Raw genomic sequence first — 21,940 nt, 5'->3', positions numbered from 1 at the left:
AATTCATGAGAAAAACAGAAGTTTATCAAGTCCGACTTGACTCACAAGAAAAAAAACAAGCCTTTGCAGTTTTTAAGCAATTGGGGATTACACCAGCGCAAGCAGTGCGTTTATTTTTCAAACAAGTTGTACTGACAAAGTCCATTCCTTTTGCAATCGAAAATCAAACGATCAACATGGATCAATTGTTGAAACTTAAAAAGCTTAAGCAAGAACATCAAGATTCCAACACTACAACTTCGAGTTTAGATGACGACGATTTTTTTGCAGAATTGAATGCACTTTTGGGTGAAAGCGATAAAGATTAATTTTTGACATAAGTTAACTTTGTCGTATTTTTAAACAATTTAATTTACAGCACTCTGCGCAAATATGTTTAGCTCTTCATCATAACAACATTAAAAATAATGATCTGAGGAGAGCTTAACAGTGATAGTACGGAAAGCCACAACAGAAGATCTCAATCAACTCGCTGTACTTTTTGATGAATACCGACAGTTTTATGGTGCATCATCCAATATTCAACAATCCTATGATTTTCTAAAACAGCGATTCGAAAACCAACAAAGTGTTATTTTTATTCACATCAAAAATGATGTAATCACTGGGTTCGTGATTCTTTATCTAGGTTTTTCGTCCCATGCTTGTTTAAGCTACTACATTTTAGATGATGTATATGTCACTCCAATTTATAGAAGACAAGGTTCAGCTAAACAACTCATTGACACTGCAATTTTGTTTGCACAATCCGAAAAAGCCAGTCGAATTTCATTAGAGACACAACGAAGTAACTTTCAATCTCACCAACTTTACGAAAAGATGGGCTTCGTCAAAGACAATGAATTCCAAACCTATCATTGCTTTCTATCTTAAGGCATTACATAACATATCGTCTTGAGAATAGAGTCTTTAGCATTGATGATTTAAATCTCAAGGAGTTGAGCATCAGGACTTTGATTTTTGGCAGCGAGTATTTGCTGTTCAGTGAGATAGCAATATTCACCTTCAGCAAGCTGATCTAATTTTAATTGTCCAATTTGCAGTCGATGCAATGATTCAACACGATTTCCCACAGCAGCAACCATACGCTTTACTTGATGATAAACGCCTTGATGCACTGTAAATTGTAGGTGTTGTTCGCTTATGAGTTGAATGTCTGTTGCTTGAAACAATCCTGTTTCATTGCGAAGCTCTACACCTTGACCCAATTGAATGATTTGCTGCTCAGTGACTAGATCTACTGTATGCATTTGATAAACTTTAGGAACATGTTTTTTAGGATGAGTCAGCGCTTGCAGAAATTGTCCATCATCTGTAAGTAGCAATATACCAGTCGTGTCTTGATCTAAACGTCCGACAGTTTGCACTCCCCTTTGCAACAATATGTCATCGATTAATTCAAACACGCTGAAGTGATGCGTCGCTTGATGCGAGCATTCATAGCCTACAGGTTTATTGAGTGCTATATAAACTTTTTCACGATAAGTATATTCATCGTTATACACGTGGAAGCTAAGACCTTGAAGCTTCAGTTTATATTTCGGGTCCGTGATCACAGTACCATCAATGACCACTGCACCAGCTTTAATTAATTGTTGACAATATTTTCGTGATCCAAAGCCTTGAGACTGTAACATTTTTTCCAGAACCATGAATCACTTCCATTACTTACAATATTCGTTGAAATTTAAAGGATGCCATCTGAATGCAGACTTTAAATCAGTTAAACTATTATAACTTTCAAGTACTGTCCTGATAAGCACTGGATCTTCTTTATGTCTCAATTAGACCTCAATTTAATCGTTCTAATCATTTTATTGGCATGTGGAATATTCAGTCAAAATACAGCTGTCACAATTGCAGTCGCAGTACTTATTGTATTTCGTATCACCCCTTTAAACGAGTATTTTCCATTGCTTCAACAGCATGGTTTAAACATCGGCATTATTATCCTCACCATTGGCGTACTCACGCCAATTGCCAGTGGCACCATTCCAGGTAAAGATATCCTCAAGTCATTCTTGAGCTTAAACTCAATTTTAGCCATTGGAATCGGATTATTGGTTGCATGGTTAGGTGGTCGTGGCGTAACGCTTATGGCGAATCAGCCAAATATTGTTGCTGGACTTCTGATTGGTACTGTAGCAGGTGTGGCTATTTTACGTGGTGTCCCTGTTGGACCTTTAATTGCAGCAGGAATACTTTCCATTATTATTGGCACTTCTTGAAACAGGTTGTTTTCACGACTGAACAGTCATTTCACAAACGCAACAGTCATTATTTGTTGGTTTGATCTTTTAGAACTGCAGTAAAGTATTTTGATTACGGATACTTGCACAGTTTAAATTATGCAAAAAATTAAAATTATTCGTCAGGATCAATACGAACTTGCTGCTACCTTTTTTCCTGCCGAGCATTCAAAGCGTCTTCCCGTCTTGGTGTGCCCTGCCACTGGAATTACTCAAAAGTTTTATCATCGATTTTGCGAATGGCTTAACCAACAAGGCTATGCCGTAATGGTGTTTGATTTTAGTGGTATTGGTGCTTCTCTTTATGGCCCATTGAAGCAATCCAAAGCAAGTATTGTGCAATGGGGACAGTTAGATATTCCCGCTGCGATTGATCAACTCTTACAACTTACCCATGCCAAGCAAGTTATTCTTGTCGGTCACAGCGCCGGCGGACAACTCATTGGGATTACCCCCAACCATGATAAAGTTGCAAAAGTCGTTGCAATTGCAGGTTCGACTGGGCATGTAAAAGGGCTCAAAGGTCGTACGAAACTACTTGCCCCTGTGATGTTTAAAGGTATTTTTCCTCTCGCACGTATGATGCTCGGTTACGGCCCTACCCAAGCCATTGGTATGGGGGAAAATCTACCGAAAGATGTTGCACGTGACTGGGCTCAATTTTGTAGTCAACCAGGCTATGTTATTAATGCAATTGGCAAAACGGTTACCCTAGATCAAGATTATCACAAAGAGATACGAATTCCTGTCACGGCCATTTGGGCAAGTGATGATGAGATTGCAACCGAAGCAAATGTTCAGGATTTACTTCGTTTGTATCCTAATGCACCTACTGAAGCGATCGAACTCAAACCCAAAGAGCTTGGCCATAAAGCGATTGGACACATGATGATGTTCAAACAGTCGCATCAAAATATTTGGCCGATGATCGAATCTCAACTGCATATATAAGTCTCCATAAGTAAAAAGCCGCCTTTAAGGCGGTTTTTTTAAACTTGCTCTATCCCAATATCCCAATGGAGAGCTGGATCACTATCGCATTTACAATATCGATGAAAAATGCACCTGTCAGTGGAATGAGTAAGAATGCTTTGTGTGAAGGACCATAGGTATTGGTTACTGCTTGAATATTGGCAATAGCCGTTGGCGTCGCACCCATACCAAAACCACAGTGACCTGCTGATAAAACTGCAGCATCGTAGTTACTCCCCATCACCTTAAATGTCACAAAAGCAGTGTATAAAATCAATACCAGCATTTGCACAATCAGAATCGTGACTAACGGACCTGCTAAATCTGCTAATAACCACAGTTGTAATGATAACAATGCCATAGATAAATAGAGCGATAACGATGCATTTCCAAACACATCAATCGCACGATCAAAGATATTTACTTTGAATACATGTTCAAGCAGATTTCTCAAAATCACACCTGAACCTAGCGCCCAAACAAAGGTTGGAAGCTCAAACCATTTACCCTGACTAAAATCTGTCATTAAGTTTGCCGTGAATATACAAAGTGCAAACATACCAAGGGTCGAAACCGCATTACTTGCAGTAATTAATCGTGTCTTTTTTGGATATTCAAATGGTGCAGATTTTAACTGATCATCCAATTGTGATTCGTTTTGATCATTGTCAATTTTGTCAGCCAGTTGATGACGTTTAATTAAAAATTTAGCAACTGGACCACCCACGATACCACCAATAATCAAACCAAAGGTCGCACTTGCCATACCTAATACAATAGCACCTTGAATGCCATGCTGGGTTTCAAGCACTTGCCCCCATGCACCTGCCGTGCCATGACCACCCGTTAAGGTGATTGAACCTACAATTAAACCAATGAGAGGATCTAAGCCTAAAACCGTCGCTAAACTCACCCCAACAATATTTTGAACGATCACAAATCCGATCACACAGAACAAAAATATAAATAGGGCTTTCCCGCCATCTTTTAATTTAACAAAATCTGCACCTAAGCCCACAGAGGTAAAGAACATCAGCATTAAAATGCTTTGAATTTGCGCATCAAATGTGGCACTGATATTAAAGAATTTAAATAAGATGAATGCTGTAATTGCTGCGACCAAACCGCCAATCACAGGTTCAGGTAAATTGTAGTTTTTAAAGAATTGGACTCGGTTGACAAGGTATCGCCCAATAAATAGAAAAAATACGGCAATCACGATGGTGCCAAAGGCATCAACTTCAAAATTCATTGTATTTCCCTAATATTTTAATTTTAATCAATTTTCACAAAGATTTTTGCTTTATTCAGCTACTGAAATGTAATTTTTCAATGATTTATAGGCAGTACATTTATTTGTACTGCACTGTTGGTTTATTGCGATTGTTTTCTTCTTTGTTCTCGAATTGATTCGCGAACTCGATCTGGCTCGACTACACCTAGGTGGTGCTGATTGTAATAGCGCTGCTTATCGTATTCAGACATGTTTACTGTTTCATCTTTATATTTCTGATAACGTGCGTCTTCTTCTGAATCAGAATTTTTAATCTCCACGCTTGAACATGCAATGAGCGATAGACTGATTAAACTTAAGGTAAGTAGCGTTTTCATTATATTCATGCTGTGTTCATTTTTTGCTTATTCTATTTATTTCACATTTTTAGATTGTTGCTGTCTGTTTTATTTATGGTTACGTGCTTGTAAGATTTTCGCAGTAGTCAATTTGAATTTATATTCGATTCAGCATGACGAATCTGTGTGAATATGTTTTAATGCAGGCAGTATGAGATGAGCCTTATATGAGTATCACGAGAGTGGTACGACTAGCCCCGTTAATTTAATGATTACGGGGCTTTTTCATGGGCTTTCTTTTTCGGTAGATGACGGTTTCTCCATATTTTTGAAACACCCACTCTTTGGCTTGTTGATCAGTGATGTTTTCAAACACATAGTAGTCATGATCCCATGCTTCTTGATGGAAAATGACCTTCTTCGTATAAGTTTCATTCTTTCCATTGGTGATACAAACAAAGCTGTCGCCTTGGTCTTTGACTTGTGTTCCGTTGAGAAAACCACCGATACAGAGGAAGCGGGATTGTGGGAGCATACTATTAAACCGAATTTCAATTTATCAATTATATTCTAAATACTTTTATAACTTGATTGCTTACTCACTCTAAAGCTATACTTTCTATGCAGTCTTTCTCAATGCTTGTTCAAGAATTGTCCTATAAAGACAAAATTGCGTGTAGTCTTTTCAAAAACTATATTCGTTTTAGTGTTACCCGTTGGGATTTACTGCATCTCTCCTCTTCTTTTTTCAAAAACTGAATAAAACCAAATTTTTTCACTTATTATTATCCCTTTCATATCTATAATCTTATCTCTTCTTAATATTACTTGTACTAAACTACTATCTCGGTAGGTGAAAGATACCAATGCTTTTAAACTTAAATAATCTCGAACCAAAATTAAACCATCACCTTTATGGTAGGAAATCTCAACTCTCTCCTAATCGCTGATAATCTTTTACGCTTCTAATCATCTTTCTCGCAACCGGTAATAACAACCAAGATGCTACTATCCTATTATTCGCACGTCCTTTACGTGTAATATGTTTCCACCCTACTCGATTAACTAAAATACGTCCCAATTTAGAATGAAAATGCTCATTAGTATTTAAAGCCCAATTTTTATAATAACTCCAAGCATCCTTTTTTAAATAAGTATTTCTACCTAGTGCTACTGGTAAACAATCATCATTTTTGATAAATAACTTATCTAACTTGTATTCATTAACCTTGTCACCACATAATTTATGAAATTCACTTTTAGTGTGTAAATTTAATTTATTTTTCTTAGGTACTCTTATTAAATTCTTATTAATCTGACAATAAGCATTATTATGTTTCAAATTAACCCAGTAACCGTCCAACGATTTATTATCAGGATTATCAAAATTATAATTATCAGCATCAATAAAAATTAAGATTGATGGTGAATCAACTTTATTCCATCTTTCACGATGAGATTCAATATAGTCTCTACCAACTTTAACTCCTATATGGTCTGGATCTTTATTTCTAAGAATTTTATAACCTCCTGTCCGACCACATTTTATTTGAACAAAAATCACACCTCCTGTTTCAACAACTTTACTTCTACCCTTTCGCATTATTATCATGCCATCAAAAGCATTATCATTTTTTGCAAAATAGTCTTGCCATCCACAGAATATACGATTCTCAATAAAATTAGTTACAGTTTGCACACCCAAATTATCTAAGATTTTATTGTCTATTCTCATAAAAAAAGCCCCACCTAAGTGGAGCTTTTATAAACTACCTTTGCTTAATTATCAATTAATTAAGACAATTGAGCAGCAGCAATTTTCTTGGTATCAACGTCTTTAGCAGCGTCTGTATAATCGTTCATTTGATCGAAGTTCAAGTACTTGTAGATATCCGCAGACATGCTGTCGATTTGAGCAGCATACTGTTGGTATTCTTCAGGAGTTGGCAACTTACCAAGTACCGCAGCAACAGATGCAAGCTCAGCAGAAGCCAAGTAAACGTTTGCACCTTGACCTAAACGGTTCGGGAAGTTACGAGTAGAAGTAGATACAACAGTTGTATTTGGAGCTACACGTGCTTGGTTACCCATACATAATGAACAACCTGGCATTTCTGTACGCGCGCCAGCTTTACCATAAGTATTGTAGAAACCTTCTTCCATCAATTGGCGTTCGTCCATACGAGTTGGAGGAGCTAACCAAAGACGAGTAGATAAAGAACCACCAGGTACTTTGTCTAAAAGTTTACCAGCTGCACGGAAGTGACCGATGTTCGTCATACAAGAACCGATGAATACTTCATCAATTTTGTCGCCTTGAACGTCAGAAAGAAGTTTTGCATCATCTGGATCGTTCGGGCAGCAAAGGATAGGTTCTTTGATGTCAGCAAGGTCGATTTCATACACTTTCGTGTATTCAGCGTCAGCATCAGCTTTAAGAAGTGATGGATTCGCTAACCATTTTTCCATGTTCTCAACACGGCGCGCCATAGTACGAGCATCGCCATAACCTTCAGAGATCATCCACTTCAACATCGTGATGTTTGAACGAAGGTATTCAGCAACTTTCTCTTCAGAAAGTGTGATCGCACAACCAGCAGCAGAACGTTCAGCAGAAGCATCAGAAAGCTCGAACGCTTGTTCAACAGTTAAGTCAGTTTCCATTTCTGATAAGTCGATCTCTAAGATACGACCAGAGAAGATGTTTTTCTTACCTTTCTTCTCTACAGTTAAGTCACCTTCTTTAATTGCGTAGTAAGGAATCGCATGTACTAGGTCACGTAAAGTGATACCAGGTTGCATTTTACCTTTGAACTTCACAAGAACTGATTCAGGCATATCAAGTGGCATAACACCAGTTGCTGCAGCGAACGCTACAAGACCAGAACCCGCTGGGAAAGAAATACCGATTGGGAAACGTGTATGTGAGTCACCACCAGTACCAACTGTATCTGGAAGAAGCATACGGTTTAACCAAGAGTGGATAATACCGTCACCTGGACGTAAAGAAACACCACCACGGTTCATGATGAAATCAGGAAGCGTGTGTTGCATTTGAACGTCAACTGGTTTTGGATACGCAGCAGTATGACAGAAAGATTGCATTACGAGGTCAGCAGAGAAACCTAAGCAAGCTAAGTCTTTCAATTCGTCACGCGTCATTGGACCTGTTGTATCTTGAGAACCAACAGTTGTCATCTTAGGTTCGCAGTAAGTACCTGGAAGTACACCTTGACCTTCTGGAAGACCACAAGCACGACCAACCATCTTCTGAGCAAGCGTGAAGCCTTTGCCAGTTGCAGCTGGTTGAACTGGAGTACGGAACAAGTCAGAAGCAGGAAGACCCAATTCTTCACGTGCTTTAGTAGTCAAGCCACGACCAATGATCAAGTTAATACGACCACCCGCACGTACTTCGTCTAGAAGTACTGGAGTTTTTAACTCAGCTTCAGCAATTTGAGCGCCATCTTTGAACGCTGTAACTTTTGCAGTCGCTTTGTCAATCTTCAACGTGATTTCGTCGCCCATGTTCATGTTTGCAACGTCGATCTCAACAGGTAACGCACCAGCGTCTTCCATAGTGTTGAAGAAAATCGGAGCAATCTTAGAACCTAAGCAGTAACCGCCTTCTTTCTTGTTTGGAATGTGAGCGATTTCGTCACCAAAGAACCAAAGCACGGAGTTTGTTGCAGATTTACGAGAAGAACCTGTACCAACAACGTCACCCACGTAAGCAACAGTATTGCCTTTCGCGATTAAGTCTTTGATTTGGCTTAATGGACCAACTTCACCTGGAACTTCGGGCTTAATACCATCACGTTCGTTTTTAAGCATCGCATTCGCGTGTAACGGAATGTCTGGACGGCTCCAAGCGTCTTGTGCAGGTGACAAGTCGTCAGTGTTAGTTTCGCCAGTAACTTTGAAAACTGTAAGTTTGATTTCTTCTGGAACATCTTTACGGCTAGTGAACCATTCAGCGTCAGCCCAAGATTGAAGAACAGCTTTCGCGTTTTCGTTACCTGCTTTTGCTTTATCAGCAACATCATGGAACGCATCGAAAACAAGAAGTGTTTTCTTAAGCGCTTCAGCAGCTAAAGCACCAAGCGCTGCGTCTTCTAATAATTCAACTAAAGGAGCAACGTTGTAACCACCAAGCATAGTACCTAGTAAGTAAACCGCACGCTCTTTAGAAACTAATGGAGAAGTCGCTTCACCTTTCGCCAAAGCAGCCAAGAAAGCAGCTTTCACGTAAGCAGCTTGGTCAACACCTGCTGGAACACGGTTTTCAAGCAAATCAACTAAGAATGCTTCTTCGCCAGCTGGTGGATTTTTTAATAATTCAACTAATGCAGCTGTTTGAGCGTCATCAAGTGGCTTCGGTGGGACTCCGAGTGCGGCACGTTCTTCAACGTGTTGGCGGTAAGCTTCTAGCACGGTGTTATTCCTCTTCTTTAAAAAATTACTTGCAATATCCTGCTTATAAAGCCTGCAAATAATATGGACTGCTAAATTTTACTAAAATTCCGGTTAAAAGTTAATGCAAGAAGAGTGTTTCTTTGTGATGACCATTATTTTCTTACTAAATGATCTCTCTTCTGATTACTCATTGTTCAATATGTTGTTTTATCGAACAATTCTGACATTAACATGAAGCTTTTACGGATCTGAAATAAATAAAAGGCAACAAGATGTTGCCTTTTAAATCCTTTTTTGACTATTCAACCTTAGTGGACAGTCGTGCGATCTAAATATTGTTGCAGACTTTCTCGTGTTCCTTCGAATCTGACCAATATTTCATCATCATGTAGCATGCGGTGTTCGGCACAGGCAAAACTAATGTGTACCTGATAAATTTTGGCATGTTCATTGATCATATTTTTAAGATAGACTCGATCCCCTAAACTTAGGACGTAATGGCTGCCATTAATTACAGCAACACCATTGGCATCTTCAAGCAGAAGATCGGCATTATTCAGGTATGCGACCACTTCCATTGTTTCGCTCCTTTTGTTTTATTTATCTTATTTTTATATAAGCTTTTCTATTTTAATGCTAATCAAAATTTGTAATTAATTTCGACAAAAAAGGGAAACTTACGCTTCCCTCTTATTTATGGTCAATCTTATCGAAGCACCTTAAAACTGTTTGTAGTCAGGCAGATTATCTTTATCGTAAGGAGTGGCTAAACACTCATCCGTTGCTTCTTTTTTGAATTTAGCCATTAATGCATCACGATCCACTTCTAATTGATTCGCAGGATAAGCATAAACCTTCTCAATTTGAGCATCTACAAATTTCTTCGTCGTCGGATCGGTCAGTTTAGAAGCATGTTCGACCGCTGCAGTCTTCTCGATACCATTTTGACGATCTAGCAAAATAGAGCGTGCAGCATTACCAATACTGGTACAGTAACCATGCCAGACTTCTTCAGGGGTTAGTGGCTTTTTTTCTTCACAAGCACTGAGCAAAACGGCTGAACCAAGTACAGCACCCAGAATCACGAATTTGTTCATACATCTCTCCTGTTGCGGCTATGATAATCGAGTTAAACCGAATAGGAAATCGTGTAATGACATTTCTCGTTCATTAGCCACAGCTTGAGCGAATAATTTTATTCTGATCATCCACGGTTACTGTAATACGATCATTTCGATAATCCATAGTAACCAGATCATTTGGTCCGACACGGCGAATAATTTTGGCTTTGGTTTTATTCAAAATCTGTTGATCATCAAGATTATGAATGCCGACTAATTTTTTCGCTTCTTCAGGCTTGCAAATATTTTGATGATGTCTAAATAGTTCCCATTCCTCTACCACAACACCATCTGGCAACTGGCAATAACCCACTTGACCATTTGCCTCATCGCGTATTTCTAATTTTCCACCTTGTTGAACACAAAATTTGCTTGCAGGATTAGCCATTCCAATTTTTGGAGTAAGTTGCTCAGTTTGAGTGGTTTGACAGCCCGCCATGAGTGTTGCCGCTATCATCGCGATGAATATTGCAATTGTTTTCATTTTTTAATTCTTTCTTGTCCGATAAATTTTAAGTCTAGCATTTTAACAATAGGGCTTAAATTTAATTTCGGTTTATACAGTGAATTAAAAAAGGCTTCGATTGAAGCCCTTTTACCTTTTAGAATCGCCAGTTGTAGAAAATATCAATGGCTTTTTCTAAAGACTGACTTGCTTCCAGATAGAGTCTTTGGTTCATCTGATATCGTAGTGTCAATTTATTGACTGGCGTAAAGACACCTACACCATATCGAATATATAAATCAGGGGTCAGATAACCTGTCACACTCACTTGAGTATCATCACCTGTTCCTTGCGCATCAAGAGCAAGACCACTTAACCCAAATGTCTGTCCAATTTGATTGGTCAAAGCACGTGTACCACCAAGCCCTAAGCTAATCCCCGCTGCAGCAATGGTATTGTTCACATCTGACTTAAAGCCTTCTGCTTGACTCAAGCTACTTGAACCTTCATTGATTCGACCTGTAATCAAGGCATTCATTGCTTCTTGTTCAGATAATCCCGCATCATTAAAGACTTGGATATTTGGACTGCTTGCAGTTCCAGTAACACGCACACCAACTGTACTGCCTGAAATGAGTTTACTTGCTTCAACCTCAAGGGTTGGGTTAGACAATGCACCATTGAAACGCGCAATTGCACGACTTAGTTCTAAAGACTGCCCATAAGCTTCAATGGTAACGCGTTTACTTACACCAATCGCACCATTGGCACGCATGGCAGTTTCTAATCCGCGTTGCGTTAAATAAATTCGCCCAAGCAATGGAATACGACTATTAAAGCCTTGGAAAATCACTTGGTTTCCTAAATTTAATTCTAAGTCAGCGCGGATATCCCATGGCTTTGCAGCCTTAAGTACCGCGAGTTGATTATCACCTTCACGTACCACTCGAACATCGGCTGATAAAGGCACTACGGACGCGCTCGATTCTGGCATTGAAATCAGCGCACGCGGCACTTCAACTTTACCATTCAAAGTTAACTGCTTACTGACAGGACGTGCATCTAAATCCATTTCAGTGTTCACAACAGCTGTGATTAATGGTGCTTGGCGAATAAATAAATTATCACCTTTGAGTTTTAAACGAATTCTAGGATCATTTTTCCAATCGATATCACCCGTTAACTTACCCACACCTCGACCACTATTGAAAGCGCCATCGATCGTCGCTTGGTTTTGACGAATAGATGAATACAGCTGAATATTCGTGAGATTAACAGGTAACGAAATCATGCTGATTGAACCATTTTTAAGTCGCATTTCGCCGTTAAATAACGGTTGAGTCAATGTCCCACTGATTTTACCCGCAAGGGATAAATTACCATCGATTTTACGCACATCCGAAATGAATGGTTTTAAAATTTTCAGTTGTACTTGACTCAGAGCAACTTCACCACGCATTGGTTTCGAATCAACAAATGGATTCACCACAACATTTGCATATCCAGTCCCAATATTCGGAGCTTTCAAATCAGCACGAAGTAATAATCCTTCACGAATACTTCGCGCAATAAGACTTACTTCATCGTAGTTCATTGTAGTGCTGATATCATCAGGATCGGCAGCTGCTAGACCGACAACACCATTACGCGTAACAAGTTTGGCATCGATTTTTGGTTGAATGCCTTGCCCCCAAGACGCTTTAGCATAACCATCCAATTTACCTGTAATTGCGAAACCTTCAGGCATAAATGCGGCAAAGTCACCAAGATCTAAATTCCGACTCATAAATGAAGCGCTACCTTTGGTCTTACTCACACGTAAGGGCTGATCAAAGCAAAGTTGGCTTTGATTACTGGTCCAGCAATGAGCACCCACAAATAATTCTGTTTTCGCAGTATTATAAATCACAGGGGCAGATTGGGCCTGTTTTAAATGCACCCGTGCAGAGTCAAAGTCACCTTTTTGAATTTGACCTAACCAATCATTCGCAGGATTAAATCCACCTGCCAGTTGCACATAAAATTTAGACAGCTTGTTCGAGGCTTGCACTTTCAATAAATGTGCTTTTCGTGTACCAGCAATTGAGACTTCAGCGTTTTGAATCTCACGATTGCCACTTCTTAAACTGTCCATTCTTGCAGTTAATGCAGTAGGCACTGTGTCTGAAGTTGGTAATTCCCCTTGGATGTTGAGTGATTTGATACTGACAAGATCATTGAAACCAAAGTTATTCACCCTCACATTCGCAGTTGCAGACAATCTCGGTTGAGACTGCACGTTAACAAAACCTTGCGCACGACCACGTAAACCAGGATAAAGCTCAAATAATGCAGGCGCGTCAATCTTAACGCGAAGATTCTGAGCATTCCCTTCGGCTTGAATCTGATTCTGCGCATACACAAAATACAAATTATTGGCTTCAAACTGTTGTGGTAGGAAACCTGTCTGATTCGAATTAAGAATAACAGCAAGATTACCTTTTGCTCTCAGCGGTTTTTTATTGATCATGCCAGCGAGATTGAGTCGATCAATATTAATTTTTTTCAAACGATCTGACCAAACACCATCCGTTTTGACATTACCTGAAATTTCCCCTTTAACACTTGAAACAAAATAATGAGGCTTAAAGCGTATTAAAGAAGCATTAATGTCCCATCCGATTCCATTGGCTAAATTGACTAAACCATTGGCATTGATCTGACCCGCAGCACCCTGATGTTTAAATTCGGAAATATTGATGCGCTGAGGTGTACCTGCTACACGTATTTTAAGCTGACCATCCCCTTGTGGCAGTTGGCTTGCATGTAATGCACCATCATAATTTACTGCGAAGCCTTTAAAGCCACCACCCGACTTTTCATCATGTAGAAGAATGGCTGCTGTACTTGAGCCAGTCAGCTTAATTGTTTCCGGTGGATTTTGATTGGCAAGTTGACCTGAAAGATTGATCTGATTTAACTGAATAATTTGCTGGTTAGGTCGAGCAAAGCCACTCGCTTGAATTTGTCCATTTAATAAATTTACAGGAGCAGCAGAACTGATGGTTTGCGGATTAAAGTCTTTTGCATTAAGCACCGCATTCCACTTCAACTGTCTTTGATCAGATGGTAATTCAACCTTGGCATTTGCTTGTAAAGATCCTTTTCCATCTGCTTGATAGATAAATGAAGGAACATGAAGATCATTCCCTTTAAGGTCTAATTGGGCATTGTATTTGCCAGCAGGTAAAGTTCCTTTTTCATTTGCACCAACTACGGTTGCCACATGAATATTTTGTTGACCTTCAACTAAAGCAAGTTTTACATCCCCAGATTCACTACTTAACCAACCAATGTACGGAACAGCACGATCAATATTTTTCCAAGCGACATCTAGCAACATCGGATTCGGTTTATTATTTTTTTGTTCAGCTTGATTAAGATTTAAATTCCATGTTTCATATTGGTCAAAATCAATAAGTGCTGTGAGAGCTAATCCCTTCTCTAACGACCCAGCTGAGGCGATTTTGGCATCCAAACGTTCTGGCAGAAAATCTTGCACTACTTGTGGAATCACTTTATCTTTTGGATTGATTTTATCTAAGCGACCTTGCACATCCCAAGTGACTTTATCCTTCCATCCTAAGACACCCGCAAGATTCAGCGCCCCATTCATCAATTGGCCATTGAGGTTTGAAATATTCAATTGATTGACGAGATCTGTATGCGCCAGCGCAGTATATTGTCCTTGAGGAATATTTTTACCAGAAATATCGGTATTAATATCCAAATTCAAACGTTGGATATCTCCAGAAAACTTAGCAACTCCTTGTTTAGATAAGAGCTCCTGCTCTAGCATTAAAGGCCAGTGATAATCTTTAAAGTTTAAAGCACCTTGCATTGGTACATTTTTTCGAACTGGATGTACCACTGCCCAACCTGTTAATAAATCAGGGGTACGTGTGGCAATGCCCGCTTGAATGGTATCTAAAGAGCCTTTTGCATGGACATAAATATCCTCAACGTTGATCGACTTTAAAGATGGGAGTCTTACAACCGCTTGCGCATCTAACGGATATTTACCTTTAAAATCCATCTGACCTGTTGCTTTTTTTACAGACAAATAACCCATATCAAACTGCGAATCTTCAAACTTAAGCTCAGTACCTGACCATAGTGCTTCGTTTAGGATAATGTCATTAAATTGTACTTTAGAACTTGAAGTCTGAATGACCAATTGATCGATATCGGCTTGATCAACACGTAAAACAAAAGGGAGTTTAATTTCACTAAACTTAAATGGCTCATCACTTGGCGGTGACTTGTTAATGACACGCAAATTTCGGACATCGGCACGATTCAAATGAATTTCTTTATCTAATATGGCACGCCAACCCAAAGTGACATCAGCTCTATCAATTTTCACATCAACTGATTTCAGCGTCACCAATACATTTTTTAGAATAATGCCTTGAAGTAAATTTCCACCTTCATATTCATACTGAATAATCTGTTGAGTGGACAAAGCACGGTCAAGTAAGAATTTACTGCCTTTGTCTGTTGAAAACATTACGGCAAGCGAAGCCACAAAAAAGATCAGAATAAATAAAATGATCAGCAATACACGGCGCAATAAACTTCGCTGTGGCGTCACGTTTTGATCAGGTTGTTGCTCAGGTTGCTGCTCGATGTCTTCAGCCATACTTATTCCAAAAAATGATTGAGTACTTTTATTATCTTAAATATTAAAGTTGCGGCCCGATAAAGAAATGTAGACGAATCGGTTTACCAGGATCAGATATCCCCGATGCCACATCTAGACGAATTGGACCAATTGGAGAGTTCCAGCGGATTCCTGCTCCTATGCTATATTCAGTATCATTGGTAAATTTTTCATCATAAGCATTACCAAAATCACTAAATAACGCGGCGCGCCAGCCTTCTTTAAATTGGTAATTGTACTCTAAAGTCCCAATCGCACGCGCTTGACCTCCGACTTTATATCCAAATTCCATAGGGGACAAACTCTTATAGTCAAAGCCTCGTAGACTTTGGTCACCCCCTTCAAAGAATCTCAAGTTATAGGGCACTTTTTGAAAATCTTCTGTGATGATATAACCGAGGTTTGCCCCACCAATGAATTGATGATCATTGTTACTGCCTAATGAATATAAAAATTTCCAGTTCGCATTTACAATCGCCATATCAGCATCGGATAGCAGGCTTTCACTCCCCAATTGGATTTTGTAGTTTTGTTTAAATCCTTTTGTCGGATTTAATCGATTATCACTGGTGACTTTAGTGGCTTCATAACCAAGTAATAAAGATTGCTGCTCATCATTACCCGTTGCAACGACGAACTCTGGAATTTCATCCCAATTGGTATCTGGGTCAAGTGTCTCAGGAATATCACCTTCAATCGTCATACGATCTAGACGATAACGCACACCAAAAATATGCTGCCAATCACGACGCGCACCTTTAATAATTCTGTCAGCTCCGGCAACGGCGGATTCCACAATGAGATTTAATCCATTCCCAATTTCATCACGATCTTCACGCTCGTAACCACCAACTAGACTGACATAATCATTTAATGGGTGTTTATATGGAATATTATAGCGACCATCAATCGATTGTCTGACTTGTGACAACTCCAAGTTTGCATCAAATGAATGACCACGTTCATTCACAATAGAACGGCGGTACTGACTTCGTAAGCGCACACCGGTATCAGTACCATAACCAATACCCGCTTCAACACTATTTAATTTATCCGCATTCAATGTCACGATGACAGGGATTTTTTTCTCTTCACGTGCTAAGGCTTGTAAACGCTCAGTTTCTTCCTGCTTGGCTTGCGCTTGATTATCAGCATCATTACGCTCTTGCAAAGTACGACGTTCATTTCCACCCGCAAATTGAGTTTCATCTGCTACATTCTGCGTGACTTCTTCTGATGAACTTGTTTGTTGTTCAGCCTTTTCTTGACCTGTTAATAAACTTCGATCGATTTTTTGCTCATCCACCAAAGCCTGCAAATCAGGTGCGAGTTCAAGCGGCTTAATAATTGGATCAGGTTTAACAGCGTCAACGAGGCTATAGTTAAAATAACGTGAATTGGTTAAGTTGTTGGCTAATACATTTACACGCCAAGCGGTAAAGTCTGCGCCTTCTTGCCAAGGAGCTAATGTTCTTAAAATATCTTCACGAATCGGTAATTTTTTTGATGGATCACTCATTCTAAACTGCACATCATCCAGCTTATAACGTTCACCTGTTTCCATCTTCAAATTTATATCTGCTTGATTTTGAGGGCGGGCCAACATGACATCGTGCATTCGCCAATAATAATCAAAGAAACCGTTGTTATTCGCCGCTTCAATGATTCGAGCTTTTGTCGCTTCGTATTTACCATGATCGAAAATATCACCCACCTCCAAATCAGGAAGCACTCGAATCACTTGCAATTGAGCAAGATTCTGCCCAGGCCCAGTAAATTCAATATTTTGTTCTCGCACCACTACTGGATTATGAGGTGTGACATTGACACGCACTCGGTTATCACTGACTTTTTCAAACTTAAATTCAGCATCGTAATAACCTACGGCTTGTGCAGCTTGGACAGTCATATTACGGAGTTGCGGGACGGCAGCATTGAAATCTGAAAATGACTCAACTGTGAATGATGATAACTTTGCTTTGATATTGTCCGCGAGTGGTTTAGGTGCGCCTGTAACATCTGCGGTAATACGTGGCACAGCAGCGGGCTGATTAAGACGTGGAGGACGTATTTTGTAGAAAATGCGTTTAAACACATTTACTTTTTCTGGTTCTTTATTTTCAGGTTCTTGGGTTTGAACGGATAATGAACGTCCTTCCACATTTTCAGACACCTCAATCTGACGATCAGACTGAATATTTTGCATCAACTGATCAATGTTGACTGGCGCTTTTGTTAACTCAGCTTCTGAAATGTAATTCGCAGGTAGATCTTGTACTTGAATGGCTGGAGTCGTCGTCAAACCTGATCTGAAATTTTGCGCTTGCTGCTTGGCTTCTTCAGCGACTGATAAAATTTCATTTGCAAGTCGGGGGTCCACACTCTCCTCAGGCAGCAACTCCAAATCATCAAATTCTATCGGCTTGAATTGCTCTTGTGGACTCAATTGCTCTTGCTGCTGAAGCATTTCATAACTATTAAAATCATCTTGCCCACTCAACTGATCTATTTTTTGATCAATACTTTCAATTTTTTCTTTTGACAATCCCTGTTGCTGCGCAACGTTTTCTATTTTTTGTTTATTATTTTCGATGGCTTGTACGGATGTCGCAGGCTCAAGCTCCTGACTTGAAACCACTGTATCGGCTGCAAATAACACAGGTGAAGAAAGAGCACCTAAAAAAACACTTGCATAGAACCATTTATTGATATCATTTGATATCCATGTGTGCTGTACACATTGGGAAAGTAATGATTTTTTAAATTGTGTTTTCGATGGCATACTGCGCTCTGAATACTTTATATTTTAAATAGAAAATACGGATTTTTCACTCAAGCTAACTGAATCAAATTTCTAGTATTTTCGAAATTTTTAGGATGAAAATATGATACATGATTTTCCGATATTGTTACTAAATCATCACATTTCTTAATAATTTTTAAAAAAGCTGAATTGTCATGCAAAAACAAGAGCATCTACTGAGTTCGCGCCGTTTTTTACCTATGTTTTTGACTCAATTTTTTGGAGCCTTAAACGATAATGTCTTTAAACAATCCTTATTGCTTGTCATTACCTATGGTTGGATTCAACAACAGACCGCAAGCGTAAGCACACTGAATAATCTAGCTGCACTTCTCTTTATTCTACCTTACTTCATTTTTTCAGCGACTGCAGGACAAATTGCAGACAAATACGAACGCTCTTTCTTGATTCGTAATATCAAATTGCTTGAAATCTTGATTATGCTGATTGGTACTGCTGGATTTTTACTCGGCAATTTATGGCTATTGTTATTAGCATTGTTCCTCATGGGTACTCACAGTACCTTCTTCGGACCGATTAAATACGCCATTCTCCCTGAAATATTAAAACCGAATGAATTGATGTCGGGTAATGCTTTATTTCAGTCAGGTACTTCCATTGCAATATTGATGGGGATGATCTTGGGTGGTGTAGTGATTTCAAACTCTGAAGGCAACTTAGTTTGGATCAGCCTGACGGTCTTGACCATCGCGATACTTGGTTATAGTTGTAGTCGCTTCATTATCAAACAAAAAGTCCGTGAAAATCATATCAATGTCGATTGGAATTTCTTTCGAACCAGTTTTCAAACCATACGTTATGCAAAAAGTTTACCCCTCATCTTTACCATTTTATTGGGTAATTCTTGGTATTGGTTTTACGGCGCGACTTATTTAACTCAAATTCCTCAAATGACTCAGCAAAATCTACACGCCAATGAAAATGTGGTCAGCCTCCTCCTTACCTTTTTTTCTGTGGGTATTGGTGTAGGTTCATTGCTATGCCGAAAAATTGGTGGCTCAGAGGTCAATATTAAAATGGTGCCTATTGGTGCAGTAGGCTTAACCGTTTTCGCCTTCTATTTAGCAGGAAGTTTAGCCTTTGTTCCTGAAAGGACTGGCGATTTTATTGGCATATCAGACATGTTTAATTCTGGTGTGATCTATTATCATGTGATGATTGCAGTTACATTATTAGGGATCAGTGGCGGTTTTTATATTGTTCCGCTATATGCCATGATGCAAGCCTATTCACCGTGTTCACATCGTGCTCGTGTAGTGGCTGCTAATAACATTATGAATGCAGTATTCATGGTGTCTTCTGCTATATTCTCCATTATTATTTTAAGTATCTTAAGTATTGATATTAAGATTCTATTCAGTATTACAGCGATATTGAGTGCTATGTACACGATTTGGTTATTAACACGCTTAAAACCAATGTTAAAAAATGCTCAAATTGATTTAGAGGATTAAGGTTATGCGTCACTACACAGGTCTAGATAAATTTATCCATTCATTTGATCAAGCACTGCGTAGTTTGGTTCCAGGCACCACCACCTCACAACGTGAAAATCCAGCAAGTCAAGCAGAGACTCATCTCGCAGTGAGTGAAGCAAGGCATGTTGCTGGACTCATGCGTGTTAATCACAGTGGTGAAGTCTGCGCTCAAGCGCTTTATCACGGTCAAGCATTGACAGCTAAATTACCTAATGTTCGTCGTGAAATGGAGCATGCCGCGATTGAAGAACAAGATCATTTAGCATGGTGTGAAGATCGTTTAAAAGAGTTAGATAGTCATACAAGTCTACTCAATCCTGTATGGTATGGTCTTTCTTTTGGTATGGGTGCGATTGCAGGTATTGCTGGTGACAAATACAGTTTAGGCTTCGTTGCAGAAACTGAACGCCAAGTGAGTCTGCATTTGCAACACCATCTTGACCAACTCCCACCGCATGATGAACGCTCTCGTCAAATTTTGACACAGATGAATCAGGATGAACTTCAGCATCGAGATACTGCACTAAATGCAGGTGGTGTAGAATTACCAGCTGCGGTCAAAATCGCAATGACGGGTATATCCAAACTCATGACCAAAACAAGTTATTATATTTAAAAAAAACGCGGCTCATGGGCCGCATTTTTTATAGATGATGGAATCGTCTAAACTTATTTAATTCACGCTCAGCATGATTAAAATTCAAATTTAACCGCAATTTATCCTGCTTTAAGGACTTTATTTTCTTAAGATACTCTTCCCTCTTTTCTTTGGTGATTTTGTCATCCAGTAAGTAGTCTCGATAAGTTTCAATTTCTTTATCTTTAGCATCTTTGTCTTTCTTAGAACGATAGTACTGATCGGCCACATTATAAAAGGGTGCTAATTGGGCATGTAACTCTGATGGACAAACCCTATACCCACCTCTTCCATCCAAAGCTCCATCGAAAATAACTTCGGGTTGACAATATGAACGAAGCCCAATTTGGTAACCTTGTTCATATAACTTGTGATCAGGTTCAATATTCACTTTTGAACAGGCTTTTTGATGTTTAACAATGCGATTCGAATAACCACTGCTTCCATCTTTTTCACCTATTTCCGACCATTGAGCAGTTCGACACTCTTGAGGGGAAAGCGTTGCACAACCTGAGAGGAACGCCAAAATTGCGCTTAACACAATAATTTTATACATCTTCTTGATATGGAGCTTATTTATTTTGAAGTGGCGTATTATAAAAATTAGTCCATTTAAAAGAAGCTGATTATTGTTACATCACAGCCTATTTCCGTATCAAAGACATATTTGATCAATGCTACCGATGGACTATTCGGCGAAACTCATCCTATTTTAGAAAATGAACCATCTAGTGACACTTGAGGAAAATGATGCGCTTCATGCTCAAATAATGGATTTTCCCAAATATCAAACATTGGAATTTTAACATCTAAGGCTAATGGCATTTTTTTTGGATTAAATTGCATATTTTGGAGCGTATTTCCCCATGCAATGAGATCTACATCCAAAGAAATATCATGTGACGGACGGACTCGACCAGAAGCTTTTTCCAGCGCTTTTAAAAGATTGGTAATTTCATTGACTTGCCGCTTTGATTCTAATAAACATGCAGCATTCCAATAATCTTGTCCAACACCATCTCGACAAGGTATGACATAGATAGGAGAACGCGTAATACATCCCAATGACGCAATTTGTTTTAATGCATTCACCAGATGATTGTGCGGTTGGCTATTACTCGCCAATGCTAGCGCATAAATCATTACGGTGTCTTTCAAGACGAATTCCTACTGAATTAGCTTGTGGAATAATAGCAGGCTTACGCACAGTAATTTGGATAGACTCAATTGCTGGATATTGTTCAAACAAAGCTTTGAGGACAATTTTTGCAGCAAATTCAATTAATTCAGGTTGAGCTTTTTGAATCGTCTGAGTAGCGATTTCACAAATTTCAGCATAATTTAAAGTATCAGCGAGAAGATCTGAATTTGATGCCTGCTCTAAATCAGTCGCAATATGAAGATCAAGCAATAATGGCTGAATGATTTGCCGTTCCCAGTCAAAACATCCGATGACTGTTTCAACTTTCAATCCTTCAATTAATATGGAATCCATCTTCAATCATGACCTTTTCGTAAACTATC

The 21,940-nt window shown here is 39.1% G+C and carries 20 protein-coding genes; 6 read left to right on the top strand and 14 right to left on the bottom strand.

Annotation, left to right across the window (positions count from 1 at the left end; genetic code table 11):
- The first annotated feature begins 5 nt into the window (after nucleotides 1-5).
- Both AC1M9B_RS01820 and AC1M9B_RS01815 read left to right on the top strand, forming a co-directional pair.
- Nucleotides 6-308, top strand: coding sequence for a type II toxin-antitoxin system RelB/DinJ family antitoxin (locus AC1M9B_RS01820; RefSeq protein ID WP_481606985.1), 303 nt, complete (start codon nucleotides 6-8; stop codon nucleotides 306-308).
- 121 nt (nucleotides 309-429) lie between these two features.
- Nucleotides 430-873, top strand: a complete 444-nt coding sequence (locus AC1M9B_RS01815; RefSeq protein WP_481608400.1) for a GNAT family N-acetyltransferase — start codon at nucleotides 430-432, stop codon at nucleotides 871-873.
- 50 nt (nucleotides 874-923) lie between these two features.
- Here the strand turns inward: AC1M9B_RS01815 and AC1M9B_RS01810 are convergent, their stop codons facing one another.
- Nucleotides 924-1,652, bottom strand: coding sequence for a pseudouridine synthase (locus AC1M9B_RS01810; protein ID WP_481608399.1), 729 nt, complete (start codon nucleotides 1,650-1,652; stop codon nucleotides 924-926).
- 123 nt (nucleotides 1,653-1,775) lie between these two features.
- Here AC1M9B_RS01810 and AC1M9B_RS01805 point away from each other — a divergent pair, with 123 nt between their 5' ends.
- The gene (locus tag AC1M9B_RS01805) at nucleotides 1,776-2,228 is read left to right on the top strand and encodes a DUF441 domain-containing protein (protein WP_092766204.1); all 453 of its coding nucleotides are present in this window, start codon (nucleotides 1,776-1,778) and stop codon (nucleotides 2,226-2,228) included.
- A 120-nt stretch (nucleotides 2,229-2,348) separates the two neighbouring features.
- Nucleotides 2,349-3,200, top strand: coding sequence for an alpha/beta hydrolase family protein (locus AC1M9B_RS01800; RefSeq protein WP_481592992.1), 852 nt, complete (start codon nucleotides 2,349-2,351; stop codon nucleotides 3,198-3,200).
- Between the two features lie 49 nt (nucleotides 3,201-3,249).
- On the opposite strand, the gene gltS is transcribed toward AC1M9B_RS01800, so the two are convergent.
- From gltS to AC1M9B_RS01750, 10 genes are all read right to left on the bottom strand, one after another.
- Nucleotides 3,250-4,473: a sodium/glutamate symporter gene (gene gltS, locus AC1M9B_RS01795; protein ID WP_035264641.1), complete on the bottom strand. Its 1,224-nt coding sequence runs from the start codon at nucleotides 4,471-4,473 to the stop codon at nucleotides 3,250-3,252.
- A 122-nt stretch (nucleotides 4,474-4,595) separates the two neighbouring features.
- The gene (locus AC1M9B_RS01790; protein WP_481608398.1) at nucleotides 4,596-4,841 is read right to left on the bottom strand and encodes a hypothetical protein; all 246 of its coding nucleotides are present in this window, start codon (nucleotides 4,839-4,841) and stop codon (nucleotides 4,596-4,598) included.
- Nucleotides 4,842-5,058: 217 nt separating this feature from the next.
- Nucleotides 5,059-5,328 (bottom strand): hypothetical protein, encoded by a 270-nt coding sequence (locus tag AC1M9B_RS01785; protein ID WP_481608397.1) that lies wholly within the window; start codon nucleotides 5,326-5,328, stop codon nucleotides 5,059-5,061.
- A 393-nt stretch (nucleotides 5,329-5,721) separates the two neighbouring features.
- A complete protein-coding gene (locus AC1M9B_RS01780) occupies nucleotides 5,722-6,528 on the bottom strand; it encodes a DUF4365 domain-containing protein (protein WP_481608396.1) in 807 nt (268 codons plus the stop codon).
- Between the two features lie 59 nt (nucleotides 6,529-6,587).
- The gene (locus AC1M9B_RS01775) at nucleotides 6,588-9,227 is read right to left on the bottom strand and encodes a bifunctional aconitate hydratase 2/2-methylisocitrate dehydratase (RefSeq protein WP_481587005.1); all 2,640 of its coding nucleotides are present in this window, start codon (nucleotides 9,225-9,227) and stop codon (nucleotides 6,588-6,590) included.
- 290 nt (nucleotides 9,228-9,517) lie between these two features.
- Nucleotides 9,518-9,787, bottom strand: coding sequence for a hypothetical protein (locus tag AC1M9B_RS01770; RefSeq protein WP_035267100.1), 270 nt, complete (start codon nucleotides 9,785-9,787; stop codon nucleotides 9,518-9,520).
- Nucleotides 9,788-9,928: 141 nt separating this feature from the next.
- Nucleotides 9,929-10,306, bottom strand: a complete 378-nt coding sequence (locus AC1M9B_RS01765) for a hypothetical protein (protein WP_035267099.1) — start codon at nucleotides 10,304-10,306, stop codon at nucleotides 9,929-9,931.
- Between the two features lie 73 nt (nucleotides 10,307-10,379).
- Nucleotides 10,380-10,814 (bottom strand): I78 family peptidase inhibitor, encoded by a 435-nt coding sequence (locus AC1M9B_RS01760; RefSeq protein ID WP_481608395.1) that lies wholly within the window; start codon nucleotides 10,812-10,814, stop codon nucleotides 10,380-10,382.
- A gap of 118 nt (nucleotides 10,815-10,932) precedes the next feature.
- Entirely contained in the window at nucleotides 10,933-15,456 is a 4,524-nt protein-coding gene (locus AC1M9B_RS01755) for a translocation/assembly module TamB domain-containing protein (RefSeq protein ID WP_481606990.1), read from the bottom strand.
- 43 nt (nucleotides 15,457-15,499) lie between these two features.
- The gene (locus tag AC1M9B_RS01750) at nucleotides 15,500-18,259 is read right to left on the bottom strand and encodes an autotransporter assembly complex protein TamA (protein WP_481608394.1); all 2,760 of its coding nucleotides are present in this window, start codon (nucleotides 18,257-18,259) and stop codon (nucleotides 15,500-15,502) included.
- A gap of 176 nt (nucleotides 18,260-18,435) precedes the next feature.
- Here AC1M9B_RS01750 and AC1M9B_RS01745 point away from each other — a divergent pair, with 176 nt between their 5' ends.
- Nucleotides 18,436-19,755 (top strand): MFS transporter, encoded by a 1,320-nt coding sequence (locus tag AC1M9B_RS01745; RefSeq protein WP_481608393.1) that lies wholly within the window; start codon nucleotides 18,436-18,438, stop codon nucleotides 19,753-19,755.
- A 4-nt stretch (nucleotides 19,756-19,759) separates the two neighbouring features.
- Complete coding sequence (gene coq7 / locus AC1M9B_RS01740; RefSeq protein WP_481588376.1) at nucleotides 19,760-20,395, top strand: 2-polyprenyl-3-methyl-6-methoxy-1,4-benzoquinone monooxygenase; 636 nt, start codon at nucleotides 19,760-19,762, stop codon at nucleotides 20,393-20,395.
- Nucleotides 20,396-20,423: 28 nt separating this feature from the next.
- Here the strand turns inward: coq7 and AC1M9B_RS01735 are convergent, their stop codons facing one another.
- The 3 genes from AC1M9B_RS01735 to folB all read right to left on the bottom strand — a co-directional run bounded on the left by AC1M9B_RS01735 (nucleotide 20,424) and on the right by folB (nucleotide 21,911).
- Nucleotides 20,424-20,972, bottom strand: coding sequence for a DUF2799 domain-containing protein (locus AC1M9B_RS01735; RefSeq protein ID WP_481608392.1), 549 nt, complete (start codon nucleotides 20,970-20,972; stop codon nucleotides 20,424-20,426).
- 146 nt (nucleotides 20,973-21,118) lie between these two features.
- Complete coding sequence (locus AC1M9B_RS01730) at nucleotides 21,119-21,574, bottom strand: 2-amino-4-hydroxy-6-hydroxymethyldihydropteridine diphosphokinase (RefSeq protein WP_481589835.1); 456 nt, start codon at nucleotides 21,572-21,574, stop codon at nucleotides 21,119-21,121.
- The gene (gene folB, locus AC1M9B_RS01725; RefSeq protein WP_481589834.1) at nucleotides 21,531-21,911 is read right to left on the bottom strand and encodes a dihydroneopterin aldolase; all 381 of its coding nucleotides are present in this window, start codon (nucleotides 21,909-21,911) and stop codon (nucleotides 21,531-21,533) included. Before folB ends, AC1M9B_RS01730 begins: the two co-directional genes overlap by 44 nt.
- Between the last annotated feature and the right edge of the window lie 29 nt (nucleotides 21,912-21,940).

This window comes from Acinetobacter sp. ANC_7513, from assembly GCF_056779915.1.
The sequence above is the reverse complement of the archived record's forward strand: the minus strand, read 5'-3'. Positions and strand labels throughout refer to the sequence as shown.

Excerpts from the sequence above, each read along its gene's own strand:
- AC1M9B_RS01820 (WP_481606985.1), top strand. The coding sequence starts at position 6 with ATGAGAAAAACAGAAGTTTATCAAGTCCGACTTGACTCACAAGAAAAA.
- AC1M9B_RS01810 (WP_481608399.1), bottom strand. The coding sequence starts at position 1,652 with ATGGTTCTGGAAAAAATGTTACAGTCTCAAGGCTTTGGATCACGAAAA.
- AC1M9B_RS01805 (WP_092766204.1), top strand. The coding sequence starts at position 1,776 with ATGTCTCAATTAGACCTCAATTTAATCGTTCTAATCATTTTATTGGCA.
- AC1M9B_RS01800 (WP_481592992.1), top strand. The coding sequence starts at position 2,349 with ATGCAAAAAATTAAAATTATTCGTCAGGATCAATACGAACTTGCTGCT.
- gltS (WP_035264641.1), bottom strand. The coding sequence starts at position 4,473 with ATGAATTTTGAAGTTGATGCCTTTGGCACCATCGTGATTGCCGTATTT.
- AC1M9B_RS01790 (WP_481608398.1), bottom strand. The coding sequence starts at position 4,841 with ATGAATATAATGAAAACGCTACTTACCTTAAGTTTAATCAGTCTATCG.
- AC1M9B_RS01785 (WP_481608397.1), bottom strand. The coding sequence starts at position 5,328 with ATGCTCCCACAATCCCGCTTCCTCTGTATCGGTGGTTTTCTCAACGGA.
- AC1M9B_RS01780 (WP_481608396.1), bottom strand. The coding sequence starts at position 6,528 with ATGAGAATAGACAATAAAATCTTAGATAATTTGGGTGTGCAAACTGTA.
- AC1M9B_RS01770 (WP_035267100.1), bottom strand. The coding sequence starts at position 9,787 with ATGGAAGTGGTCGCATACCTGAATAATGCCGATCTTCTGCTTGAAGAT.
- AC1M9B_RS01765 (WP_035267099.1), bottom strand. The coding sequence starts at position 10,306 with ATGAACAAATTCGTGATTCTGGGTGCTGTACTTGGTTCAGCCGTTTTG.
- AC1M9B_RS01760 (WP_481608395.1), bottom strand. The coding sequence starts at position 10,814 with ATGAAAACAATTGCAATATTCATCGCGATGATAGCGGCAACACTCATG.
- AC1M9B_RS01755 (WP_481606990.1), bottom strand. The coding sequence starts at position 15,456 with ATGGCTGAAGACATCGAGCAGCAACCTGAGCAACAACCTGATCAAAAC.
- AC1M9B_RS01750 (WP_481608394.1), bottom strand. The coding sequence starts at position 18,259 with ATGCCATCGAAAACACAATTTAAAAAATCATTACTTTCCCAATGTGTA.
- AC1M9B_RS01745 (WP_481608393.1), top strand. The coding sequence starts at position 18,436 with ATGCAAAAACAAGAGCATCTACTGAGTTCGCGCCGTTTTTTACCTATG.
- coq7 (WP_481588376.1), top strand. The coding sequence starts at position 19,760 with ATGCGTCACTACACAGGTCTAGATAAATTTATCCATTCATTTGATCAA.
- AC1M9B_RS01735 (WP_481608392.1), bottom strand. The coding sequence starts at position 20,972 with ATGTATAAAATTATTGTGTTAAGCGCAATTTTGGCGTTCCTCTCAGGT.
- folB (WP_481589834.1), bottom strand. The coding sequence starts at position 21,911 with ATGGATTCCATATTAATTGAAGGATTGAAAGTTGAAACAGTCATCGGA.